Genomic DNA, 21,236 nt, shown 5'->3' on the forward strand with positions numbered 1-21,236 from the left:
GGACTAAAGGCTTGGGCCATGACCCTGTTGCCCGATCCCAGCGCGCCCCTGGCCGCCGAAGAAGCCGCCCGCGCCTTCGACCTGCTGTTCGACGCCGACCTGTCGAACGAGGCGATCGCCGGCTTCCTCGTCACCATGGCGCGGCGCGGCGAGACCGCGACGGAAATCGCCGCCGCCGCCCGTGCGATGCGCACCCGGATGATCCCGGTCGACGCCCCCGACGGCACGATCGACGTCTGCGGCACCGGCGGCGATGGCCATCATACGCTCAACGTCTCGACCGCCGTCAGCCTGGTGGTCGCGGCCGCCGGCGTGCCGGTCGCCAAGCATGGCAATCGCGCCGCCTCGTCCAAGGCGGGGGCCGCCGACACGCTCGAAGCACTGGGCCTCGACCTCGATCGCGCCGCCGCCACGGCGGAAGCGACGCTCAAGGATCTGGGCATCTGCTTCCTGTTCGCGCAAAATTATCATCCTGCGCTCAAGCGCCTCGGCCCGATCCGCCGGTCGATCGGCGAACGCACCATCTTCAACCTGATGGGGCCGCTCGCCAATCCCGCCAATGTCCGCCGCCAACTGGTCGGCATCGCCCGCCCCGCTTACGTCCCCATCTATGCCGATGCGCTCGGCCAGCTTGGCGCCACCCATGCGATGATCGTGTCGGGCGACGAAGGGCTCGACGAACTCTCGCTCGCCGGCGGCAACGACATTGCCGAGGTGACGGCCGACGGCGTGGTCGCGATGCGCCGCCTGACCGCCGCGGACCTCGGCCTCTCGACCCATCCCGTCACCGCCATTCGCGGCGGCGACCCGGCCCATAATGCCGCGGCGCTCCGTGCCCTGCTCCAGGGCGAGGCCGGCGCCTATCGCGACGCCGTGCTGCTCAACGCTGCCGCCGCTCTGGTGGTGGCTGACGCTGCCCATGATTTCCAGGAAGGCGTCGAACAGGCCGCCGAAGCGATCGACAACGGCCTTGCCAACGCGCTCCTCAATTGCTGGATTGCCTATCAATGACCAACAAGCTCATCGAAATCTGCGATTTCAAGCGCGAGGATGTCGCCCGCCGCAAGGCCGCGACGACGATCGCGTCGCTCCACGCCCGCGCCAGCGAGCAGACCCCGCCGCGCGGCTTCCGCAGGGCGCTGGACGATGCCGCCCGCTCGGGCTTCGGCCTGATCGCCGAAGTGAAGAAGGCCAGCCCGTCCAAGGGGCTGATCCGCGCCGATTTCGATCCGCCGGCCCATGCGGTGGCCTATGCCGCCGGTGGCGCTGCCTGCCTCTCGGTGCTGACCGACGAGCCCTATTTCCAGGGTCATGACGATTATCTGATGGCCGCCCGCTCGGCCTGCGCGCTGCCGGTGCTGCGCAAGGATTTCATCGTCGATCCCTGGCAGATCCTCGAAAGCCGCGCGCTCGGCGCCGACGCGATCCTGATCATCGTCGCCGCGCTGGACGACGGCCAGATGCAGGAGATAGAGGACGCCGCGCTCGGCCTTGGCATGGATGCCCTGATCGAGGTGCATGACGAGGCCGAACTGGAACGCGCGCTCAAGCTGCGCTCGCGCCTGATCGGCGTCAACAACCGCGACCTGCGCGATTTCAGCGTCGATTTCGCTCGCACCTATGAGCTGGTCGGCAAGGCGCCCGACGGCTGCACCTTTGTCGCCGAAAGCGGCCTTGGCTCGCATGCCGACCTCACCGCCATGGCCGATCATGGCGTGCGCTGCTTCCTGGTCGGCGAAACCCTGATGCGCCAGGCCGATGTCGAGGCGGCGACCCGCAACCTGCTGACGGGCGCATGACCGGCCTCACCCATCTGGACGAGGATGGCGCCGCTCGCATGGTCGATGTCTCGGCCAAGGCTGTGACCGCGCGCGAGGCGGTGGCCGCCGGGCGCATCACCATGGCCGCCGACGCTGCGCAGGCGATCGCCGCCGGCCTCATCAAGAAGGGGGATGTGCTGGCCGTCGCCCGCGTCGCCGGCATCATGGCGGCCAAGCGCACCGCCGAACTGATCCCGCTCTGCCATCCGATCCCGCTGAGCGCCGTCACCATCGACTTTGCCCTGCACGACGATGGCGTCACCGTCACCGCGACCGCGCGCACCGCCGGCCAGACCGGGGTGGAGATGGAGGCGCTGACCGCCGCGACCGCCGCGCTGCTTACCGTCTATGACATGGCCAAGGCGCTCGATAAGGGCATGATAATTGGCGATGTTCGCCTACTCGCCAAGCGCGGCGGCAAATCGGGCGACTGGACCGCGCCGGAGCATGCCGGCCGATGAGCCTGATGCCGGTCGCGGACGCGCAAGCGCGGCTCCTTGCCCTTGCCGATCCGTTGCCGGCCGAACATGTGCCCGTCTCCGCCTGTGCCGGCCGCTGGCTCGCCACCGACATTAGCGCGCTCCGCGACCAGCCCTGGGCCGATCTCTCAGCGATGGACGGCTATGCTGTGCGCGCATCCGAAGGCGCCGGGCCATGGCAGGTAATCGTCACCAGCAGCGCGGGCGACGCCGATATCCCAGCCCTGCAACCGGGCCAGGCCTGCCGCATCTTCACCGGCGCGCCCTTGCCAGCCGGCGCCGACGCGATCCTGATCCAGGAAAATGCCACGCGCGACGGCGACACACTGACCGCGCATGACGGCATATTGTCGCCCGGCAGGCATGTCCGCCCGCTCGGCTCCGACTTCCGCGCTGGCACACTGCTGGTCAGCGCAGGCAGCCGCCTCACGCCGGGCCAGATCGCGCTTGCCGTCCTTGGCGGCCATGGCAGCCTGCGCGTCGGCGCCCGGCCGCGCATCGCCCTGCTCTCGACCGGCAATGAACTTGTGCCCCCCGGCGCGCCGACGCCGCCGGGCTATCTCCCCTCGTCCAACGCGCCGATGCTGGCCGCGCTGCTCGCCGCCCTGCCCTGCGACGTGATCGACCTCGGCATCGTGCCCGACGATCTCTCCGCCATGACGCAGGCGCTGGAACAGGCGTCACAGGCCGACATCATCGTCTCGACCGGCGGCGCCTCGGTCGGCGATCATGACTATGTCCGCCCCGCCTTTGCGGCCGCCGGCGGCACGCTCGATTTCTACAAGATCGCGATGCGGCCGGGCAAACCGCTGATGGCCGGGCGCCTGGGGAACGCCACCTTTCTCGGCCTGCCGGGCAATCCGGTTTCCGCCTTCGTCACCGGCACCCTCTTCCTCTGCCCGCTGGTGCGCCATCTCGCCGGATCGCGCGCGCCATTGCCGCCGGTCGTGCAGGCCCGCCTTGCCGCCCCACTCGGCGCGACGGCGGAACGCGACGATTATCTGCGCGCCTATCGCGGCGCCGACGGCATCGTCTCGGTCACGTCGCAGGACAGCGCCGCCACCGCCGCCATGGCGCTGGCCGACTGTTTGATCCGCCGTCCGGCCGGTTCAGCCCCCGCCATTGCCGGCGACATGGTGGACATCATCCCCCTGACTGCCTGACCGGCAAAAGCAGCGCATGGCTTAACGCACTTGACTTACCCCTTTCCGTTTCCTATGCGTTCTTCATTCGTTCCATGGAGGACCGCCGATGTTGACGCCCAAGCAGCAGGAATTGCTGAGCTTCATTCAGACCCGGCTGGAAGAGGGCGGCGTGTCCCCTTCGTTCGAGGAGATGAAGGACGCGCTCGACCTGCGCTCCAAGTCCGGCATCCACCGGCTGATCAACGCGCTGGAGGAGAGAGGCTTCATCCGCCGTCTGCCCAACCGCGCCCGCGCACTCGAAGTGCTCAAGCTGCCCGACGCGATGCACCGTGCGCCTGCACCAGCCGTCCCGACGCCCAAGGTGTCGGCGCCCGCCGTGCTGTTGCCGACCGCCGCCAACGACGTGATCGAAATTCCGCTGCATGGCCGCATCGCCGCCGGCGTGCCGATCGAGGCGATGGAAAGCCATACCATGCTCTCCGTCCCCGCCGCCTTGCTCGGCTCGGGCGATCATTATGCGCTCGAAGTGTCGGGGGACTCGATGATGGAGGCCGGCATTCTCGACGGCGACTTCGCGCTGATCCAGCGCACCGATGTCGCGCGCGAGGGCCAGATCGTCGTCGCCCTGATCGACGACGCCGAAGCGACGCTCAAATATTTCCGCCGCGAAGGCAGCCGGGTCCGGCTCGATCCCGCCAATGCCGCCTATGAACCGCAGATCTACGATCCGCGCCAGGTCCGCATCCAGGGCAAGCTCGCCGGCCTGCTGCGCCGCTACAACTGACCGGCTGTTCGGGGCCGGCGGCGCACGATCCACGGATGCGCGTCGCCGGGCCGATGGACGGTGTGAACTTTGCCGCTTTCAAGGCCAATCGACAGGCCGCCGGTGCGGGATAGCAGCCGGCGGTCGATCTTCATCCAGCGCGGCCGGCACCACCAGGGCAGGCCCCGGTCGCTGATGACGATATCGGCCGCCGCGCAGTCCCGCTCCAATATCGGGCGATCGACCAGCATCGCATTGCGGGTCACCAGCAAGCGCCAGTCGTGCCCGCCCCGCGGCAACGTCACCGCGCACAGATCGGTCGAACAGCGTGCCTGCTTCATCTTCGCGATCGCCTCCAGCGTCCCGTCATAGCCCGCACTCTCGCTCAGCACGTCGCGGACATAGTCGCCCGCCCCCTCGCGCAGCAGCGCCATCGTCCCCGCCGGCGTCCGCACCGCGACATGCCGCCCGTCGCCCGTCACCACGATATCGGGCGGCGCCAGCAGCGCGATGCCGATCAGACCAACCGCCACCGGCCCAAGCCCCAGCCAGCGCCAGCGACTGCGCCAGAGCAGGCACCAGAGGCCTCCCACCACGATGATCCCGAAAATCCAGCCCGGCACCGCCGGCGCCAGCATCACCGCCATCGGGCTCGCCGCCACGCCATGCGCCACCGCCAGCAACAGCGCGATCGCCTTGGCCGTGAGCCACCAGAAGGGCGCGCCCAGCCCGGCCAGATCGAAGCACAGCGCCAGCGCCTCCAGCGGCATGATGACGAAGGTGGTGAGCGGGATCGCGACCAGATTGGCCGCCGCGCCCAGCAAACCTGCCTTGTGAAAATGGTAAAGCGCGATCGGCGCCAGCACCATTTCGATGGCAAGGCCGGTCATCAGCATCGCCGCCACCGTCCGCCCGGCCTTGCGCAGCCAAGGCTCGTCCCGCGCCATCGCGAACGCCTTGAACCGCCGATGCTCGCCCAGCGCCACCAGCGCGACCACGGCGGCGAAGCTCATCTGGAAGCTCGGGCCGATCAGCGCCTCGGGCCAGAAGACCAGCACCACCAGCGCCCCGGTCGCGACCAGCCGCAATGTGATCGCCTCGCGCCCCAGCGCCAGTCCGCCCAGCACCAGCAGCGCCGCGATGCAGGATCGCACCGTCGGCACCTCCGCCCCCGTCAGCAGCGTGTAGCCGATTCCCGCCAGCGCGCCGCCGGCCGCCGCGATCAGCATCAGCGGCCAGTCCAAAGCCGCGCGCGGAATCAGCGCCAGCAGGCGCAACAGCAGGAAGATCACCGCCCCGATCAGCGCCGTCACATGCAGCCCGCTGATCGAGAGAAGATGGGCAAGCCCACTGCGCCGCATCGCCTCCGCATCCGTTTCGGCAATCGCGCCCTGGTCGCCGGTCGCCAGCGCCACCGCAATCCCCGCCGGTGCGCCCGCCACCTGTCCGCTGATATGATCGAACAGCCGCGCCCGCAGCGTCGGCCCCTCACGCGCCTTCTCCACCACCTCGACCGGCGCCAGCGCCCGCCCGGTCGCCCCGATCCCCTGGAAATAGGCGCGTCGCGCAAAATCGAACGCGCCCGGCACGCTCGGCGGCGCGGGCGGCATCAGCCGCACACGAAAGCGCAGCACCGCCCCCTTGCCCAGCCCTTCGGTCACGTCCGCCTCCGCGATATTCACCCGGATCGCCGCGGGCAGCGCCGGCGCCGCGATCGGCCGCAGGCCCACCCGTATCATCTGTTGCGCCGGCAGCTTGGCCACCGCCGTCACCGTGCCCGTCACCTGTACGAATATGGGACGGGCCAGCGGCGGCTGACCCAGCCATGTCGCCTTGCCCCAGACCAGCAGGCAACCGACGCAGGCGAGCAGCCCGGCCGTTACCAGCATGTGCCGCAATCGCGCGCCCACCGGCAGCAACAGCGCCAGACAGGCCAGCCCCAGCGCCCCGCAGCAACAGGCCAGCCAGTGTGCCGGTCCCGGCAGCACGAACCAGCCGGCAATGCCCGCGCCCAGCGCCACCGGCACCCACAAGGCAAGCTGTTCGCGCTCCACCTCCAGCCATTGTTCGATCCGCGCAAATCCATTGTGCGCAATACGCACCGTCCTGCGCCCAACGGACGTTTGTCGTGGCTCAAAAGCCATGCTAGGGGGCGTCGCATCCATGGATCAGGCAGGAAGAATGTCAGCGAATATGACGGCAAGTGCAACGGGATTGAACAAGCAGGTGGTGACCCGTTTCGCCCCGTCGCCAACGGGCTTCCTGCATATTGGCGGCGCCCGCACCGCGCTGTTCAACTGGCTGTTTGCGCGCCATCATGGCGGCAAGTTCCTGCTCCGCATCGAGGATACGGATCGCGCCCGCTCCACCGAGGAAGCCGTGGCCGCCATTTTCGACGGTCTGGAATGGCTGAACCTGGGCGGCGATGAGCCGGCGGTGTTCCAGTTCGAGCGCACCCCGCGCCATGCCGAGGTCGCCAACCAGCTGCTCGCCAATGGCCATGCCTATCGCTGCTATGCGACGCAGGAAGAGCTGGCCGAACTGCGCGAACAGCAGCGCGCTGCCAAGCAGCCGATGCGCTATGACGGCCGCTGGCGCGACCGTTCGCCGGAGGAAGCGCCCGAAGGCGCCCCCTTCGTCATCCGTATCAAGGCCCCTCGGACCGGCGAAACAGTGATCGAGGATGCGGTGCAGGGCCGCGTCGTGGTGCAGAATGCCGAGCTGGACGACATGATCCTGCTCCGCTCGGATGGCACCCCCACTTACATGCTGGCCGTGGTGGTCGACGACCATGACATGGGCGTCACCCATGTCATCCGCGGCGACGACCATCTCAACAACGCCTTCCGCCAACTCGCCATTATCAAGGCGATGGGCTGGGAAGAGCCGGTCTATGGCCATATCCCGCTGATCCACGGGTCGGACGGCGCAAAGCTGTCGAAGCGCCACGGCGCGCTCGGCGTCGACGCCTATCGCGACGAGATGGGGATGCTGCCCGAAGCGGTGCTCAACTATCTGCTGCGCCTGGGCTGGGGCCATGGCGATGAAGAGATCATCTCGATCGAACGCGCCATCGAACTGTTCGACATCGACGGCGTCGGCCGCTCGCCCTCGCGCTTCGACATCAAGAAGCTGGAAAATCTGAACGGCCATTATCTGCGCGAAGCCGACGAGACGCGCCTGGCCGCTCTGGTCGCCCCGCGCGTTGAGTCGCGTCTTGATACGCAACTGAATGACGCCCAGCGCGATATTTTGACCCAGGCGATGGTTTCGCTCAAGCCACGGGCCAAGACGCTTAACGAAATTGCAGAAGGCGCGGAGTTTCTGTTCAAATCTTGCCCGCTCGATTTTGACGAGAAGGCGTCTGCTCTGCTAGATGAACCCGCGCGTGAGCTGCTGAAAAAGACAGCCGACGCTCTCCAGCCCGTCCAGTCCTGGACGGTTGAAGCGATCGATGAAGTGATACGCCGCGTGGCAGAGGATGCGGGGCTTGGCCTGGGCAAGGTGGCACAGCCGCTTCGTGCGGCGCTCACCGGGCGCACGGTCTCGCCGGGTATTTTTGATGTCCTCTTCCTTCTGGGGAAAGAGGAAAGCTTGAAGCGACTGACCGCTGCGGGGCACGTGGTGGCCGGTTGACGGCAGTTAAGGAGAAAAACATGTCGGATAATAATGCCAGTTTGACCGTTGGCGGAGAGGCCAAGGACTATGCCATCATGGATGGCACCGTCGGTCCCCAGGTCATCGACGTTCGCAAGCTCTACGCCAACACCGGCATGTTCACCTACGATCCGGGCTTCACCTCGACCGCCAGCTGCGAGTCGGGCCTGACCTATATCGATGGCGACGCCGGCGTGCTGCTGCATCGTGGCTATCCGATCGGCCAGCTCGCCGAACAGTCCAGCTTCATGGAAGTCTGCTACCTGCTGCTGAACGGCGAACTGCCTTCGGCAAAGGAACTGGCCGATTTCACCAACACCATCACGCGCCACACCATGGTGCATGAACAGCTGACCGCCTTCTTCCGCGGCTTCCGTCGTGACGCCCACCCGATGGCGATCATGGTCGGCGTCGTCGGCGCCCTGTCGGCCTTCTATCATGACTCGACCGACATCAACGATCCGGAACAGCGCCGCATTGCGAGCCACCGCCTGATCGCCAAGATGCCGACGATCGCTGCGATGGCGTACAAATATTCGGTGGGCCAGCCCTTCGTCTATCCGCGCAACGACCTCAGCTACACCGCCAACTTCCTGAACATGACCTTCTCGGTCCCGGCGGAAGAGTATAAGATCGACCCGATCGTCGTCGACGCAATGGACAAGATCTTCACCCTGCACGCCGACCATGAGCAGAACGCGTCGACCTCGACCGTCCGCCTCGCCGGTTCGTCGGGCGCCAACCCGTTCGCCTGCATCGCGGCCGGCATCGCCTGCCTCTGGGGCCCGGCACATGGCGGCGCGAACGAAGCCGCGCTCAACATGCTGCGCGAAATCGGCACCGTCGACCGCATCCCGGAATATATCGCCCGCGCCAAGAACAAGGACGATCCGTTCCGCCTGATGGGCTTTGGCCATCGCGTCTACAAGAATTACGATCCGCGCGCGACCGTGATGCAGAAGACCGCGAAGGACGTGCTGGAGAAGCTGGGCGTCAACGACCCGATCTTCGACGTCGCCAAGGAACTGGAGCAGATCGCGCTCAACGATCCCTACTTCATCGAGAAGAAGCTCTATCCGAATGTCGACTTCTATTCGGGCGTGATCCTCTCGGCGATCGGCTTCCCGACCGAAATGTTCACCGTGCTCTTCGCCCTCGCCCGCACCGTCGGCTGGGTCGCGCAGTGGAACGAAATGATTTCGGACCCAGCGCAGAAGATCGGCCGTCCGCGTCAGCTCTACACCGGCCCGACGCAGCGCGACTATGTCGCCGTCGACAAGCGCTAAGACGCGGTCACAGAGACAAGAGGAACGGCGCCCCATCGGGCGCCGTTTTTCGTTTAGGGCTCAGCCGCCCACCCCTGCATAGACATAGATCCAGGCCGGCACCCGCCCCTGATCGGTAACGACATCGATCGCGGCACGGCGATAATCCGTCCCCTCGAACGCATCGAGCCGCGCCCAGTGCGCCGGCAGGTCGGGCGAGCGGAACAGCTGGACCGGCACCGCGGCGCCGCCCTCGTCGGGAATGAAGGCAGGAAAGCCCATCGACGCGGCCCAGCCATGCGCGACCAGATGGCCGGTCACATGCCCCGCCTGCCAATGGCCCTGCAGCTGCGCCAGTTGATGATGATTGGCCCGGCCGGGCGCCAGCGTGCCATAGGTGGCCAGGCAATACGATCTGTCCATGCCGCCACCCTATCGGGGCAGCATCGGCCGGACAAACAAACGCTCTTTATCTCATATAAGCGCGATCGCGCGCCCGTCAGTCGAGCACCGGCAAGGTCAGGATGAAGCGCGCACCCTCGCCCGGCGTGCCGCCAACGCTGATGTCGCCGCCCATCGCCCGCGCCAGCTTGCGCGAGATATAGAGGCCAAGCCCGCTACCGCCCGGATCGTCGCGTCCCAGCCGCTCGAACTTGTCGAAAATCTTCTCGCGATCCTCCAGCGCCACGCCCGCACCCTGGTCGATCACCAGCACCCGTGCCTGCCGATGCTCGCGCTCCACGACGATGCGCACCTGCGATCCCTCGGGCGAATAGCGCACCGCATTGCCGACCAGATTGACCAGTATCTGCAGCACGCGGCGGAACTCGCCCCTCGCCATCAATATCTGGTCGACATCCGGACAATGGATCTTGATGTGCCGGTCCAGCGCCTTGACCGTCAGCAGACCGCCGGCCCGCCGTCCCAGATCGGCCAGGTCGACATCCTCGATGATCACGCCGAAATCGGGCCGGTCGATCGCCTGCAGATCCGCCAGATCGTCGACCAGCGCCATCAGGTGACGACCGGCGGTCGCGATATCATTGGCATAATCGGCATAATCGGGCCGCAGCGGCCCTTCCAGCTGCGCGCCGATCGTGTCCGCATTGGCGATGATCCGCCCCAGCGGCTGGCGCAGCGAGCGATCAAGCCGCTTGCCGAACTCGCCGGGATAGAGCGACAATTGCGTCGTATCCGCCCGCGCCAGCGCCGGCGGTCGTTCGATCGGACAGGCCTTGCCGCGATAGCCGACCAAATGGCCGGCCAGGTCGAACAGCGGGAAGCCTGCCAGCCGCACATGCTGTTCGGGATCATGCACCAATGTTGCGACCTGATCGCGGAAGGCGCGGCGCTGGGTGAAGCCGCGCAGGATCGCCATGTCACCCTCACCATCGCTCTGCAGCTCGAAATAGCTGGAGAAACGACTGCCCGGCAGGGGCGGCTGCGTCGGCAATGCGCCCTGCCGGTCGGTCCCGGCAATCGCCATCTGAAACTGCAACTGGGTGTCGATCTGCCAGGTCCAGCCATCGGCCAGCGCCGCCAGATCGGCCTCGCGCCGGCTATGGTCGCCGGCATTGGCGAGCGGCGGCCGCTCGCTCCAGTCGACCACCGCCAGCGACACGATGCGCCCGTCCGGCCCTTCGTCGCTGCGCGCCCGCACCCACATGTCGATGTCGCCCCGCTCGGCCGCCGCGACCACCGGCCGCGACACCGTGACACCCAGCCGCGCCGCCAGCCGCACCACGGCGGCCAGTTGCGGAATGGCGAGCGGCCCCAGCAGATCGCTCCCCGCCTCCCGCTGCAAGGCAAGCAGCGGCGCATCAGCACTCAGAAGCGTGCCGTCTGCCGATGCCGTTGCCCGGACGATGGAGGGGTGGAGCGTCATGTTCATCCGGTAACGCGCCGCAAATGATCGAGCTTCGCGCGGAAGGCGGCCGGCGCGCGCAGGGCGCCCACCACGGCTTCCGCCTTCACGTCGCTCAGCAATTGATATTGGTCGGCCTCGGCCACGATCACCGCGTCGGACAGGCCCGGCCGCACCGGCCGCAGCGCCAGCAGCAGATGGCGATAATCCGCCCCGGTTCCGCCCAGCGCCCGGCACAGGGTCGCCACCTGCATCACCGGTCCCATGATCAATATGTCGGTCACCTGCGCGGTGCCAAGGCGCAGCCGTCGCCCGGCCAGCGCCGCAAACAGCAGAAACCGCCGCTGCCCGAGCGCCGCGCCCAGAAGGTCGGGCGCATCGGCCTGCGGCCCCAGCCGGCGCACCAGCTGGTCGGCGGCCGCGATCGGGCCGTTGCTTTCGTCATGGCTGGCGAGCAACGCCCAGCCCGCCCGCTCGAACGCGCCGAGCAATTGATTGTCCGGCTCCAGCGCGGTGCGCTGCACCACGGCCGCCAGACAGGCAGCCGCCGTCCACACCAGTTCGGCAAAATGTTCGGCCGGCAGATCGGGCCGCATCGGCTGATCCTCGCCCCCCATCGCCTGCCACTGTCCTTCGGCCAGCGCCAGCGCGACGATCGCGTCACCAATTTCGGGATCGTCCGACGACAGGATCGACTCGGCCTCGGGCTGTTCCGGCGGCTCGCCATCGGGACGCCCGATCTGCCGCAGCAACAGGCTCACCCCCGCGCGCATCTGCATATGCGCCAGCAAGGCCGGCCCCAGCAGGGTCGGCTGCGCACAGATGGTCGGCCAGCAGAGCCCATCGGGCCAACGTCCCAGCGCCGCCGCAATGGCAGGATCGCCCGCCAGACTCAGCCGCAGCGCGGTCTCGATCGCGGTCAGGCACCCGCCCAGATGACGGCGCGTCTCGGCGATCAGCGCATCATGGCGCGCGCGGTCCTCGACCGGAAAGAAAAAGGCGAGATCAATCGCATGGCCGACGGGCACGGCCGACATGCCGGCCATGACATGTGCCATGGGCCAGCTGTCCGCCATGATGGATCCGGCAAGGGACGTGTGGGCGCTCATGCAAGGCAGCATAACCCCACGTCGTTAAAATGCACTAAACCCTGAAAGCAAAATCAACGCTCTCGATGCGACAAAAATCATCCGCCCCGACGCGACAGGATGATCGCCCCGATCGATCCGATCGCCGCCAGCATGGCAATGTCGAAACCAAGCGCCTCTGCCCCCGTCAGCAGGGCTGCCAGCAGCACGAGCAACGCGGTGCCCGGCGTGAAGATCATCCAGGGGCGGGCCGCCCCGGTCCGGCGCCAGCGATCGGCAACCGTGATGATGCCCAGCAGCAATGCCAGATAGTTGGGCACCATCCCGCTGCCCGACAGCATCACCCCGATCAGCGCCAGTCCCGGCGCCAGAAAGGCGATCCAGCCGCTCGGCGGTCGGCGCAGCGCCATTTCATCGAGGCGATCGGCCAGTTCCGCCAGCAGCAGGGCGAGCAGCAACAGGCTGAGCCCGGTGCCCGGCCAGCCCAGTTCCAGCGGCATCAGCGCAATGCCGGCCAGCGCGATCGAACCGATCCGCACCTGCATCGCCGGCACCTGGCTCCGCATCAATGCGGGGCCGAGCAGCCGGGCGAGCGGCCCGAACAGATAATGTTCTATCCCACCGCGGCTGGACGATCCCGATCGCGCGCCGGTCGACATCACCGCCTGCGCGGCGAGGTCCGCCTGTTCCTGCCCGTCGACCAGCGCGACTCGGCCCTCCAGCAGATCATCCTGCGGCACGGTGATTCGCACCGCACCGCCCTGCACCGCTGATCGCACCAGCGTCAGCGCCAGATCCCAGTCACCGATCATGTCCAGCGTGCCGAACAGCAGCGCCGGATTGATCCGCCCCAGCCCGGCCCAGCGCTGCCCCGCATCGATCCGCTCGAACGGCGCGCTGGCGCGGCTGTCGTCGGTGACCAGCAAAGCATTGCCCGCTTGTCCCGCCAGCGCGTCATAATGGCCCTGCGCCACTACGGCGCCGTCGGCCACCAGCAGCACATCGGTATCGCGCGGCGCATCGCGCACCATCGACACCATGTCGCGGATCAGGGCGACGGCAATGCCGTCCGCACTCAGCCGGTCGACCGCCTGCGAAATGGCCGGCGTGATGACGCTGACCAGGATCATGATCCGGTCCGCACCGGCCCGGACCGCCTGTCGCGCCTGATATTCGACCAGCGTCTGGCCGGCGAAATGCAGGGTGGCACGAAGCGCTGCAGGCGAATCACTTGAAGCCCGGCTGGCACTGAGAATGGCCGCGAATGTCATATTGTCTGGAAACCGACCCGTTTTGATTGCGACGATCTTCTTGCAAGCCGAACGACGCAGCGCAAGCAGGCGCTTTCAAATCACCGGTTTCAGGTCGCCGGTCAGCCCTGCTGAAGCAATGCGATCGTGCTGCGCAAGCGCTGCAAGGCGCGCGGATCGCCCGGCGCGGCCTCGACCGCCTCGTCCGCCAGCGCCATCAGGTTGGTCAGGCCGAAACTCGCCGCCAGACCTTTCAACCGCCAGGCCGCCAATTCCCAATTGGCGTCGCAGCGCGCCCGGCTCATCAGGTCGAGATGGCGCTCCGCGCTTTCAAGAAAAGCCACGCGCAGATCGGCGATCAGCACCGCGTCTTCGCCAACGGCGGCGGCCAATGCCGCATTAAGAGCGCCAGGATCATAGGACATGGGGACGGAAGCTATCGAAATTGCGTTAAGTTTTGGTAACAAGGCATTTGCGCAGACGGAAAAGATGATAGGATCACACCCATGAATGGGGGCAGCACAATCGTCGAATTCTGGCGAGACGAGGGAAACGCGACCGGCAACGCGCCGGCCGCGGATGACATCCTGCTATTGAAGCAGGCCGTACTGGACATTGAGGACGCCCCTGACGACGCGCAGGGGGCAGGCGAAAAGCTGGTGCGCAACGCCCGGATCGGGCTCGGCCTGCTGGCGGCGCTCTGGCTCGGCTTCGCGCTCTGGGCGACGATCGTGTCGGATCAGTGGCGCGCCGGCCCGGCCGCCTGGCCCGCACTCGTCGCCACGCTGCTGGTGCCGATCAGCCTGCTCGGCATCGCCTATCTCCTGATCGTCCGCAACAGCCGCGCCGAATCGCGCCGCTATCTCGATACCGCCCATGCGCTGCGGACCGAGGCCGAACTGCTCGAACTGCGCCTCGGCCGGATCGCCGACCGGCTCGAATCCGCGCGCCAGACGATGCAGGATCAGGCCGAACTGCTCGACAGCTATGGCGCCGCCGCCAGCAGCAATATGGAGGCGTCGGCCGAACTGATCGCCGGCCGCGCCCAGACCACCGCCGATCGCGCCGAAAGCGCCGAGCGGGCCGGCACCGCCCTGGTCGCACGGATGGACGCTCTGATCGCCGCCATGCCGCAGCTCGAAGAACGATCCGTGCGCATGGCCGCGCAGATCATGGACAATGGTCACGCGCTCGCCGAACGGATCGACACGCTCGAAGCGCGCCTCCATGCGCTGGGCGAACTGTCCGACGACACCCGCACCCGCACCCTGTCCGCGACCAAGAGCCTGTCGAGCCAGCTAGGCCAGCTGCAGGAAACCACCCGCAGCGCCACCGACGAGGTGAACGGCCTGGCCGACATCGCCGCCGGGCGGATCGAGACATCGGCGCAGAGCGCGCGCGCCGCCATGGTCCTGACCCAACGGGATATCGATGCGCAATCCGCCGCGCTGGAGGCGCTGGTCAATCGCGTCGCTGTATCGCTCGGCGAAACCAGCGATGGTGCCGTTCGCGCCCTCACCCAGGATCTCGACCTGGTCGAGGCATCGCTGCGCGGTCGCCTCGAAACCTCGATGGATCAGGTGCGCGACACGATGGAGCGCGCGCAGGAAGGGCTTTCGACCCAGCGCGCCACGCTGGAGGCGCTGGTCGCCCGTGCCCAGGCCAGCATCACCGCCACCAGCCAGAATGCGCTCGCCGCGCTGGGCCAGGATCTTGGCTCGATCGAGGATGATCTGCGCCAGCGGCTCGACGCCACCCTGCTTCAGGCCCGTGAAACGCTCGCCCTGACCGATGCCGGGCTGCGCGATCAGGCCGGCGCACTGGACAGCCTAATCACCCGTTCGCGCGACAGCATCGCCGCGATCGGCACCGACACCGTCGCCGGCCTTGCCGACGATATTGGCGAGGTCGAAAGCCGCCTGCACCAGATCAACGATCTGGTCGAAGGACAGCGCAGCCTGATGGCCGGGTTGCACGGCACGCTCAACCAGACGATCGACCAGGCCGAGGCTCGCTTTGCCGCGCTGGAGGATAATGCCCTCGCCCGCAGCCAGAAGCTGACCGACGCGCTGACCCGCCTGACCGAGGAAACCCGCCGGATCGACACGGCGCTGCATGACGGCGGCACCACCGCCGAAAAGCTGATCGGCAATGCCGAAACGCTGATGGTCGCGCTCGATTCGAGCGTTCGCGAACTGGACGAAACCTATCCCGGCGCGCTTGCCCGCTTCGACGCCCGACTGGAAACCAGCCGCGCCATGCTGGGCGCCGCGACGCCCGAACTGGAACGGCTGGAGGCCATTTCGGAGGCGCTGGTCGGCCGTACCCAGGAAGCCGAAGAGATGCTGCGCGGCCAGGGTCGTCGCCTCTCCGAATGGCTGGAAAGCACGCAGAGCGGCATCGAATCCAACCGCGAACTGGTGGAAAAGCTGCGCACTGCGCTCGACGCCGCGCATGAGGATACGACCCGCATCACCGAAGGTGCCGGCCCGCTGCTCATCACCGCGCTGCTGCGCGTCAAGGACACCGCCGAACAGGCCGCCGAGCGCGCCCGTCAGGCGCTCGGCCGCGCCATCCCCGACGCGGTGCAGAATCTGGCCGAAGCCAGCGAGCAGGCCATGCAACAGGCAGTCGGCGATCAGGTTTCGGCCCAGATCGAGAAGCTGGCCGATGTCGCGGAAGAGGCGGTGCGCGCCGCGCACAATGCCTCGGACCGGCTGACCCGCCAGTTGATGACGATCGCCGATACCAGCGCCGGGCTGGAACAGCGGATCGAGGAAGCCGGCCGCGCCGCCGAGGAACGCGATCGCGACCATTTCTCGCGCCGCTCAGCCCTGCTGATCGAATCGCTCAACAGCACCGCGATCGACGTCGCCAAGATCCTGTCCAACGATGTGACCGACACCAACTGGTCGGCCTATCTCAAGGGCGATCGCGGCGTCTTCACCCGTCGCGCAGTCAAGCTGCTCGACGCCGGCGAGTCCCGCGAAATCGCGCTCCATTATGACAATGACGCCGATTTCCGCGAGCATGTGAACCGCTACATCCACGATTTCGAGGCGATGCTGCGGATCATCCTGTCGGCGCGCGACGGCAACGCTCTGGGCGTCGCCATCCTCTCGTCCGACATGGGCAAGCTCTATGTCGCCCTTGCCCAGGCGATCGAGCGCCTGCGCCAATAAGGATCAGGGGCGGCGTCCGGCCGCCCCATCCCCCTTTCTCAGGGCTGGAACAGCACGCCGCCGGTCATCGGCTCGGGTGCGCCGGTGGTGCCGGGAAAGCTGATCGGCAGGCCGTTGAGGTGCCGCACCGCCATATAGGCAAAGCCCTGCGCCTCCAGCGCGTCGCCATCCCAGCCCAGTTCGTCGACCGAGCGGACATCGGCGCCGGTGCGCGTCGCCAGCATCGCCATCAGCGTCGCATTATGGCGGCCGCCGCCCGCCACATAGATGCGCGCCGGCCGTTCGGGCAGATGATCCATTCCCCGTGCCACCGCCTGCGCGGAAAAGGCGGTCAGCGTCGCCGCCCCGTCCGCCAGCGACAATCCCTCGACCGGCGCGATAGTGAAGGCTTCGCGGTCGATGCTCTTGGGCGGCGGCGCCGCGAACCAGGGATCGGCCATCATCGCCGCCAGCCGCGCCTCGTCCACCTGGCCCCGCGCGGCGGTCGCGCCGCCCGCATCATAGGCGGCGTCGCCATGCGCCTGCATCCAGTTGTCGATCAGGCCGCTCGCCATGCCGGTGTCGAAGGCGACCAGGCTACCGTCCGATCCGATCGCGGTGATGTTTGCCACCCCGCCCAGGTTGAGGATGCCGACCGGCTTGACCAGCCCGTCGGACAATGCCCGATGATAGACCGGCATCAGCGGCGCCCCCTGCCCGCCCGCCTGCACATCGGCGCTGCGCAGATCGGCGACCACGGGAATGCCGAACGCGCCGGCCAGCACTGCGCCGTCACCAATCTGCCAGGTCCAGCGCCGCTCGGGCCGGTGGGCAACGGTATGGCCATGAAAGCCAATCACCCCGATATCCTCCGCCACATGGCCGCTGCGGCCCAGCATGTCGGCGATCGCATCGATATGGAAATTCGTGAGGTCCATCTCCACCGCGCGGATCAGCGGATCCTCGCCCGGCGCGTCCATCGCCATCGCCCACACGCAGGCGGCGGCCAGCCGTTCGCGAAAATCATCGCTGTAGGGCTGGGCGTGGAAAATGATTGCCTCGGCCTGCCCCTCGCCATCCGTCTCGATCAGCGCGGCGTCGATCCCGTCGCGCGAGGTGCCGGACATCAGACCGATTGCCAACATGATCGAAAACTCCGCCTCTTTTCCACTTGCTGCCCCAATGCTACAGGCGCGCGTCATGAGCAACTATCAGTCCGATCTCCTCCGCCTGCTCGAAGCACGCGGCTACATCCACCAGCTGACCGACGCGGAAGGGCTTGATGCCATGGCCGCCAAACAGGTGGTGCCGGGCTATATCGGCTTCGACCCGACTGCGCCGTCGCTCCATGTCGGCCATCTCGTGTCGATCATGATGCTGCGCCAGCTGCAGAGGGCGGGTCACAAGCCGATCGTCCTGATGGGCGGCGGCACCGGCAAGATCGGCGATCCCAGCTTCAAGGATGAAGCGCGCAAGCTGCTGACCGTCGACCTGATCCAGGAAAATGTCGCCAGCATCAAGCGCGTGTTCGAACGCTTCCTGACCTTTGGCGACGGCCCGACCGACGCGATCATGGTCGACAATGCCGACTGGCTCGACAAGCTCGAATATATCCCCTTCCTGCGCGACATCGGCCAGCATTTCTCGGTCAACCGGATGCTGAGCTTCGACAGCGTCAAGCTGCGCCTCGACCGTGAGCAGTCGCTCAGCTTCCTCGAATTCAACTACATGATCCTCCAGGCCTATGACTTCCTGGAACTGTCGCGTCGCAGCGATTGCCGCCTGCAGATGGGCGGATCGGACCAGTGGGGCAATATCGTCAACGGCGTCGAACTGGCCCGCCGCGTCGATGGCACGCAGGTGTTCGGCCTCACCACGCCGCTGCTGACCAATGCCGACGGCACCAAGATGGGCAAGACCGTGGGCGGCGCCGTCTGGCTGAACCAGGACCAGCTGTCCGACTATGATTATTGGCAGTTCTGGCGCAACACCGCCGACGCCGATGTGTTCAACCGGCTGCGCCTGTTCACCGACCTGCCGATGGACGAGGTCAACCGTCTCGCCGCGCTGCAGGGCGCGGAGATCAACGAGGCCAAGAAGATCCTCGCGAACGAGGCGACCGCGCTCTGCCGTGGCATCGAAGCCGCCGCTCTGGCCGCCGAAACCGCGCGCAAGACCTTCGAGGAAGGCGCGTCGGATGCCAATCTGCCGACCGTCGCGCTGGGCGCCGAGGGCCTGACCGTCATCCAGGCGACCACCGGCCTTGGCTTTGCGACCTCCAACAAGGAAGTCCGCCGCAAGCTGGCCGAGGGCGCGATCAAGGTGAATGGCGAGGTCGTTACCGACCCGGCCGTTACGCTCAAAGCCGGCGACAAGCTCAGCTTCGGCGCGAAGAAGCACGGCCTGGTCACCGCCTGAGGACAAACAGGGTTTCAGCCCAGTTAACGCTACCAGGTAGGAAAGCCTCCACTTTCCGCCCGCTAGGCTGAAACCCATGTCCTCCTCGGTTTTCGCCAATCTTGGCCATGTCATGCGGTCGCGCGACCCGTCCGTCGATCAGCGGCGGGTGGCGCGCGACCTGGTCGACATGGTCAGCCATATCACAGCGGACGGCCGCACCCATGGCGTGCGGATCATCAACATCTCGCCGCTCGGCCTGATGTGCCGCACGGAAGAGTTGCTCACGCTGAGCGGCCGGGTGCTGATCTGGCTGCCGGTGCTCAAGGATCGTCGCGCGCTCGTCCGCTGGAGCGAGGAAGGCCGCATCGGCCTCGAATTTGTCGAGCCGATCCCGACCGCCGGCTATGACGCCATGATGGCGCTCATCCCGCCACGCCGGACCGCCTGGTAAAGGCCTCGTCCCTCTCCAGCGTCTGACGCCCGCGCACCAGCGCCTCGGGCATGTCGGTCCGCAGGAAAGTCAGCATCGCCTCGCGCACCTCGCAGCGCAGATCGAAGGCGATCCCGGCATTGCGCGCCGACAACAGCCCGCGCAGTTCCAGCGCATCGGCACGATGGTCGGTCACCTGCAGGATCGCCACCCGCCCGTCCCAGCGCCCGTTCGCCTTCACCGCCTCGACGAAGCGCGCGCGGATCCGCTCGATATCGGCGGTGGGATCGACATAGAGGAAGACGGTGCCCAGCAGGTCCGACGTCTTGGTGGTCCAGTTCTGGAACGGCTTCTCCAGGAAATAGGATACCGGCACCACCATGCGCCTGTCGTCCCAGATGCGCACGATCACATAGGTCAGCCTGATCTCCTCGATCCGCCCCCACTCCCCTTCGATGATGACGACATCGTCCAGCCGGATCGGCTCGGAAAAGGCCATCTGGATGCCGGCGATCAGATTCTTGAGCGCCGGTTGCGCCGCCGCGCCCACCGCCAGCGCGGCGAGGCCCGCCGACGCCATCAGCGACACGCCGATCGTCCGCACGCCCGGAATGGCGATCAGCATCATCGCGATCACGAAGAAGCCGACGATGCACTGGCAGATGCGATAGAGGATGCTGATCTTGGTGCGCTGCCGCCGCGCCTTCAGATTATCCTCGACGCTGATGTCGGCGCGCGCCTCCAGCATCGCCTTGCCCGCCCGCATCGCGCGAAAGATCAGCCAGCCGACCAGCAGCGCGAATATCATCCGCGCCCCGATCGACCAGATATCCTCGATCCGCGGCCCCATCTCGATCGACTTGAGCCCGGCCCCCAGCGCCAGCAGCACCACCAGCCAGCGCGTCGGCTGGAAGATGGCCGGCAACAACAGGGGCTCGATCCGCGCGCGCTTCACCAGCCGCAACGCGATCCAGTAAAGCGCCCAATGGACGACGAAGGCGACGACCACCGACAGCGCGATCGAAAGCGCGGCCATCGGCGTGATATGGGTCAGGCTGATGTCGGTCATGCCAAAGGCAACGCAACCGCCCCGCATTTTGTTTCGCAGGTGCAGCAAAGATTGTCGCCACGCCCTACAGGATGAAGCCCCGGTCGATCACTACTTCCATCGCATGAATATGGCGGTGAAGGTGAGCGTGTCGATGACGCCGTGCAACAGGATCAACGGCCACAGATTGCGCCTGAACAGCAGGAACATCGTTCCGAACGCCAGCCCGATCCCGCCCGTCACGAAGGCCCCTCGCCATCCCTGATAATAGAAATGACCATAGCCAAAGATCAGTGCGGACAGGAGGACAGCCAGCATGGCGCCCACGCGGCCGGCTGGAAACAGCGCCTGCAACCGGGTGATCAGGTAACCGCGAAAGAACATCTCCTCACCAAAGGCCGCCGCACTCCAAACGATGCCGATCCACAACAGGAAATGCGGCAGGCTCCCCGCCACCGCGCCCCAGCGATCGGCTATGTCAGCGGATTCCTTCGCCAGGAACGCCAGTCCAATCGCCGGCCCGACGATCGTCACCAGTGCAACGACGATGGCAAAGGCCAGCAACGTCACCCCCGCCTTGGGCAGGACCATCAGCTTGGCCTTCCATCCGGGCAGCGGGATCAGCCCCATCGCCGACCAGCGCAGGCCCCGACCGCGCATATCCAGCGTCAACAAGGCTAGCGTCAGCAGCAGCGACACGGGGCCAGCATAGCGCCAGAAGATCAGGCTCAACCCATATTTGGCCAGCAGCGCGAAGCCGACAAAGGCAGCGATCTCGACCGCAATGCCACGTCGGCTCAGTTTTTGGATCGGCTCTGGCGTCATCGCCACGGGGTGTCCTACGCGAGCAATACTGTCAAGGGAGC

At 66.9% G+C, this 21,236-nt stretch carries 19 protein-coding genes; 10 read left to right on the forward strand and 9 right to left on the reverse strand.

The annotated features are described in order from the left end of the window. The first annotated feature begins 18 nt into the window (after positions 1-18). The 5 genes from trpD to lexA all read left to right on the forward strand — a co-directional run bounded on the left by trpD (position 19) and on the right by lexA (position 4,228). The gene (trpD, locus tag U0025_RS11205) at positions 19-1,011 is read left to right on the forward strand and encodes an anthranilate phosphoribosyltransferase (RefSeq protein WP_004207474.1); all 993 of its coding nucleotides are present in this window, start codon (positions 19-21) and stop codon (positions 1,009-1,011) included. Then, positions 1,008-1,799, forward strand: coding sequence for an indole-3-glycerol phosphate synthase TrpC (gene trpC / locus U0025_RS11210; protein WP_004207475.1), 792 nt, complete (start codon positions 1,008-1,010; stop codon positions 1,797-1,799). Before trpD ends, trpC begins: the two co-directional genes overlap by 4 nt. Next, complete coding sequence (moaC, locus tag U0025_RS11215) at positions 1,796-2,281, forward strand: cyclic pyranopterin monophosphate synthase MoaC (protein ID WP_004207476.1); 486 nt, start codon at positions 1,796-1,798, stop codon at positions 2,279-2,281. Before trpC ends, moaC begins: the two co-directional genes overlap by 4 nt. Further along, entirely contained in the window at positions 2,278-3,462 is a 1,185-nt protein-coding gene (locus U0025_RS11220; RefSeq protein ID WP_004207477.1) for a molybdopterin molybdotransferase MoeA, read from the forward strand. The genes moaC and U0025_RS11220 overlap by 4 nt, the downstream gene beginning before the upstream one ends. Before the next feature lie 88 nt (positions 3,463-3,550). Continuing rightward, positions 3,551-4,228 (forward strand): transcriptional repressor LexA, encoded by a 678-nt coding sequence (lexA, locus tag U0025_RS11225; RefSeq protein WP_004207478.1) that lies wholly within the window; start codon positions 3,551-3,553, stop codon positions 4,226-4,228. On the opposite strand, the gene U0025_RS11230 is transcribed toward lexA, so the two are convergent. Then, positions 4,219-6,351: a ComEC/Rec2 family competence protein gene (locus U0025_RS11230; protein ID WP_004207479.1), complete on the reverse strand. Its 2,133-nt coding sequence runs from the start codon at positions 6,349-6,351 to the stop codon at positions 4,219-4,221. The two genes, lexA and U0025_RS11230, sit on opposite strands and share 10 nt — an antisense overlap. 49 nt (positions 6,352-6,400) lie before the next feature. Here U0025_RS11230 and gltX point away from each other — a divergent pair, with 49 nt between their 5' ends. Next, the gene (gltX, locus tag U0025_RS11235; protein WP_257010910.1) at positions 6,401-7,843 is read left to right on the forward strand and encodes a glutamate--tRNA ligase; all 1,443 of its coding nucleotides are present in this window, start codon (positions 6,401-6,403) and stop codon (positions 7,841-7,843) included. A gap of 20 nt (positions 7,844-7,863) precedes the next feature. After that, positions 7,864-9,150, forward strand: a complete 1,287-nt coding sequence (gene gltA / locus U0025_RS11240; protein WP_004207481.1) for a citrate synthase — start codon at positions 7,864-7,866, stop codon at positions 9,148-9,150. A 60-nt stretch (positions 9,151-9,210) separates the two neighbouring features. Here gltA and U0025_RS11245 read toward each other — a convergent pair whose 3' ends face one another. The 5 genes from U0025_RS11245 to U0025_RS11265 all read right to left on the reverse strand — a co-directional run bounded on the left by U0025_RS11245 (position 9,211) and on the right by U0025_RS11265 (position 13,756). Next, the gene (locus U0025_RS11245; protein WP_004207482.1) at positions 9,211-9,552 is read right to left on the reverse strand and encodes a gamma-glutamylcyclotransferase family protein; all 342 of its coding nucleotides are present in this window, start codon (positions 9,550-9,552) and stop codon (positions 9,211-9,213) included. 76 nt (positions 9,553-9,628) lie between these two features. After that, positions 9,629-11,020 carry a sensor histidine kinase gene (locus tag U0025_RS11250; protein ID WP_037490209.1) on the reverse strand — a complete coding sequence of 464 codons (1,392 nt, stop codon included), beginning with the start codon at positions 11,018-11,020 and terminating at the stop codon, positions 9,629-9,631. Next, positions 11,017-12,102, reverse strand: coding sequence for a DUF2336 domain-containing protein (locus U0025_RS11255; protein WP_017500594.1), 1,086 nt, complete (start codon positions 12,100-12,102; stop codon positions 11,017-11,019). Before U0025_RS11255 ends, U0025_RS11250 begins: the two co-directional genes overlap by 4 nt. Before the next feature lie 77 nt (positions 12,103-12,179). Then, a complete protein-coding gene (locus U0025_RS11260; RefSeq protein WP_037490212.1) occupies positions 12,180-13,352 on the reverse strand; it encodes a hypothetical protein in 1,173 nt (390 codons plus the stop codon). Between the two features lie 101 nt (positions 13,353-13,453). Further along, complete coding sequence (locus U0025_RS11265) at positions 13,454-13,756, reverse strand: Hpt domain-containing protein (protein ID WP_004207486.1); 303 nt, start codon at positions 13,754-13,756, stop codon at positions 13,454-13,456. Positions 13,757-13,837: 81 nt separating this feature from the next. On the opposite strand from U0025_RS11265, the gene U0025_RS11270 reads away from it, so the two are divergent. After that, entirely contained in the window at positions 13,838-16,513 is a 2,676-nt protein-coding gene (locus U0025_RS11270; protein WP_004207487.1) for a coiled-coil domain-containing protein, read from the forward strand. A gap of 38 nt (positions 16,514-16,551) precedes the next feature. Here U0025_RS11270 and U0025_RS11275 read toward each other — a convergent pair whose 3' ends face one another. Further along, complete coding sequence (locus U0025_RS11275; RefSeq protein ID WP_004207488.1) at positions 16,552-17,637, reverse strand: anhydro-N-acetylmuramic acid kinase; 1,086 nt, start codon at positions 17,635-17,637, stop codon at positions 16,552-16,554. A gap of 55 nt (positions 17,638-17,692) precedes the next feature. Here U0025_RS11275 and tyrS point away from each other — a divergent pair, with 55 nt between their 5' ends. Both tyrS and U0025_RS11285 read left to right on the forward strand, forming a co-directional pair. Continuing rightward, on the forward strand, positions 17,693-18,910 hold the full coding sequence (gene tyrS, locus U0025_RS11280) for a tyrosine--tRNA ligase (protein WP_004207489.1): 1,218 nt from the start codon (positions 17,693-17,695) through the stop codon (positions 18,908-18,910). A 76-nt stretch (positions 18,911-18,986) separates the two neighbouring features. Continuing rightward, positions 18,987-19,343 (forward strand): PilZ domain-containing protein, encoded by a 357-nt coding sequence (locus U0025_RS11285; RefSeq protein WP_004207490.1) that lies wholly within the window; start codon positions 18,987-18,989, stop codon positions 19,341-19,343. Here U0025_RS11285 and U0025_RS11290 read toward each other — a convergent pair. Both U0025_RS11290 and U0025_RS11295 read right to left on the reverse strand, forming a co-directional pair. Next, on the reverse strand, positions 19,315-20,391 hold the full coding sequence (locus tag U0025_RS11290) for a mechanosensitive ion channel family protein (RefSeq protein ID WP_254792343.1): 1,077 nt from the start codon (positions 20,389-20,391) through the stop codon (positions 19,315-19,317). The genes U0025_RS11285 and U0025_RS11290 overlap by 29 nt on opposite strands. 90 nt (positions 20,392-20,481) lie before the next feature. Beyond that, on the reverse strand, positions 20,482-21,195 hold the full coding sequence (locus tag U0025_RS11295) for a CPBP family intramembrane glutamic endopeptidase (RefSeq protein WP_004207492.1): 714 nt from the start codon (positions 21,193-21,195) through the stop codon (positions 20,482-20,484). Positions 21,196-21,236: the final 41 nt, after the last annotated feature.

This window comes from Sphingobium yanoikuyae (genome assembly GCF_034424525.1).
Classification (GTDB): Bacteria; Pseudomonadota; Alphaproteobacteria; order Sphingomonadales; family Sphingomonadaceae; genus Sphingobium; species Sphingobium yanoikuyae.

Coding starts and splice junctions, on each gene's coding strand:
- trpD (WP_004207474.1), top strand. CDS start 19: ATGACCCTGTTGCCCGATCCCAGCGCGCCCCTGGCCGCCGAAGAAGCC.
- trpC (WP_004207475.1), top strand. CDS start 1,008: ATGACCAACAAGCTCATCGAAATCTGCGATTTCAAGCGCGAGGATGTC.
- moaC (WP_004207476.1), top strand. CDS start 1,796: ATGACCGGCCTCACCCATCTGGACGAGGATGGCGCCGCTCGCATGGTC.
- U0025_RS11220 (WP_004207477.1), top strand. CDS start 2,278: ATGAGCCTGATGCCGGTCGCGGACGCGCAAGCGCGGCTCCTTGCCCTT.
- lexA (WP_004207478.1), top strand. CDS start 3,551: ATGTTGACGCCCAAGCAGCAGGAATTGCTGAGCTTCATTCAGACCCGG.
- U0025_RS11230 (WP_004207479.1), bottom strand. CDS start 6,351: ATGGCTTTTGAGCCACGACAAACGTCCGTTGGGCGCAGGACGGTGCGT.
- gltX (WP_257010910.1), top strand. CDS start 6,401: ATGACGGCAAGTGCAACGGGATTGAACAAGCAGGTGGTGACCCGTTTC.
- gltA (WP_004207481.1), top strand. CDS start 7,864: ATGTCGGATAATAATGCCAGTTTGACCGTTGGCGGAGAGGCCAAGGAC.
- U0025_RS11245 (WP_004207482.1), bottom strand. CDS start 9,552: ATGGACAGATCGTATTGCCTGGCCACCTATGGCACGCTGGCGCCCGGC.
- U0025_RS11250 (WP_037490209.1), bottom strand. CDS start 11,020: ATGAACATGACGCTCCACCCCTCCATCGTCCGGGCAACGGCATCGGCA.
- U0025_RS11255 (WP_017500594.1), bottom strand. CDS start 12,102: ATGAGCGCCCACACGTCCCTTGCCGGATCCATCATGGCGGACAGCTGG.
- U0025_RS11260 (WP_037490212.1), bottom strand. CDS start 13,352: ATGACATTCGCGGCCATTCTCAGTGCCAGCCGGGCTTCAAGTGATTCG.
- U0025_RS11265 (WP_004207486.1), bottom strand. CDS start 13,756: ATGTCCTATGATCCTGGCGCTCTTAATGCGGCATTGGCCGCCGCCGTT.
- U0025_RS11270 (WP_004207487.1), top strand. CDS start 13,838: ATGAATGGGGGCAGCACAATCGTCGAATTCTGGCGAGACGAGGGAAAC.
- U0025_RS11275 (WP_004207488.1), bottom strand. CDS start 17,637: ATGTTGGCAATCGGTCTGATGTCCGGCACCTCGCGCGACGGGATCGAC.
- tyrS (WP_004207489.1), top strand. CDS start 17,693: ATGAGCAACTATCAGTCCGATCTCCTCCGCCTGCTCGAAGCACGCGGC.
- U0025_RS11285 (WP_004207490.1), top strand. CDS start 18,987: ATGTCCTCCTCGGTTTTCGCCAATCTTGGCCATGTCATGCGGTCGCGC.
- U0025_RS11290 (WP_254792343.1), bottom strand. CDS start 20,391: ATGACCGACATCAGCCTGACCCATATCACGCCGATGGCCGCGCTTTCG.
- U0025_RS11295 (WP_004207492.1), bottom strand. CDS start 21,195: ATGACGCCAGAGCCGATCCAAAAACTGAGCCGACGTGGCATTGCGGTC.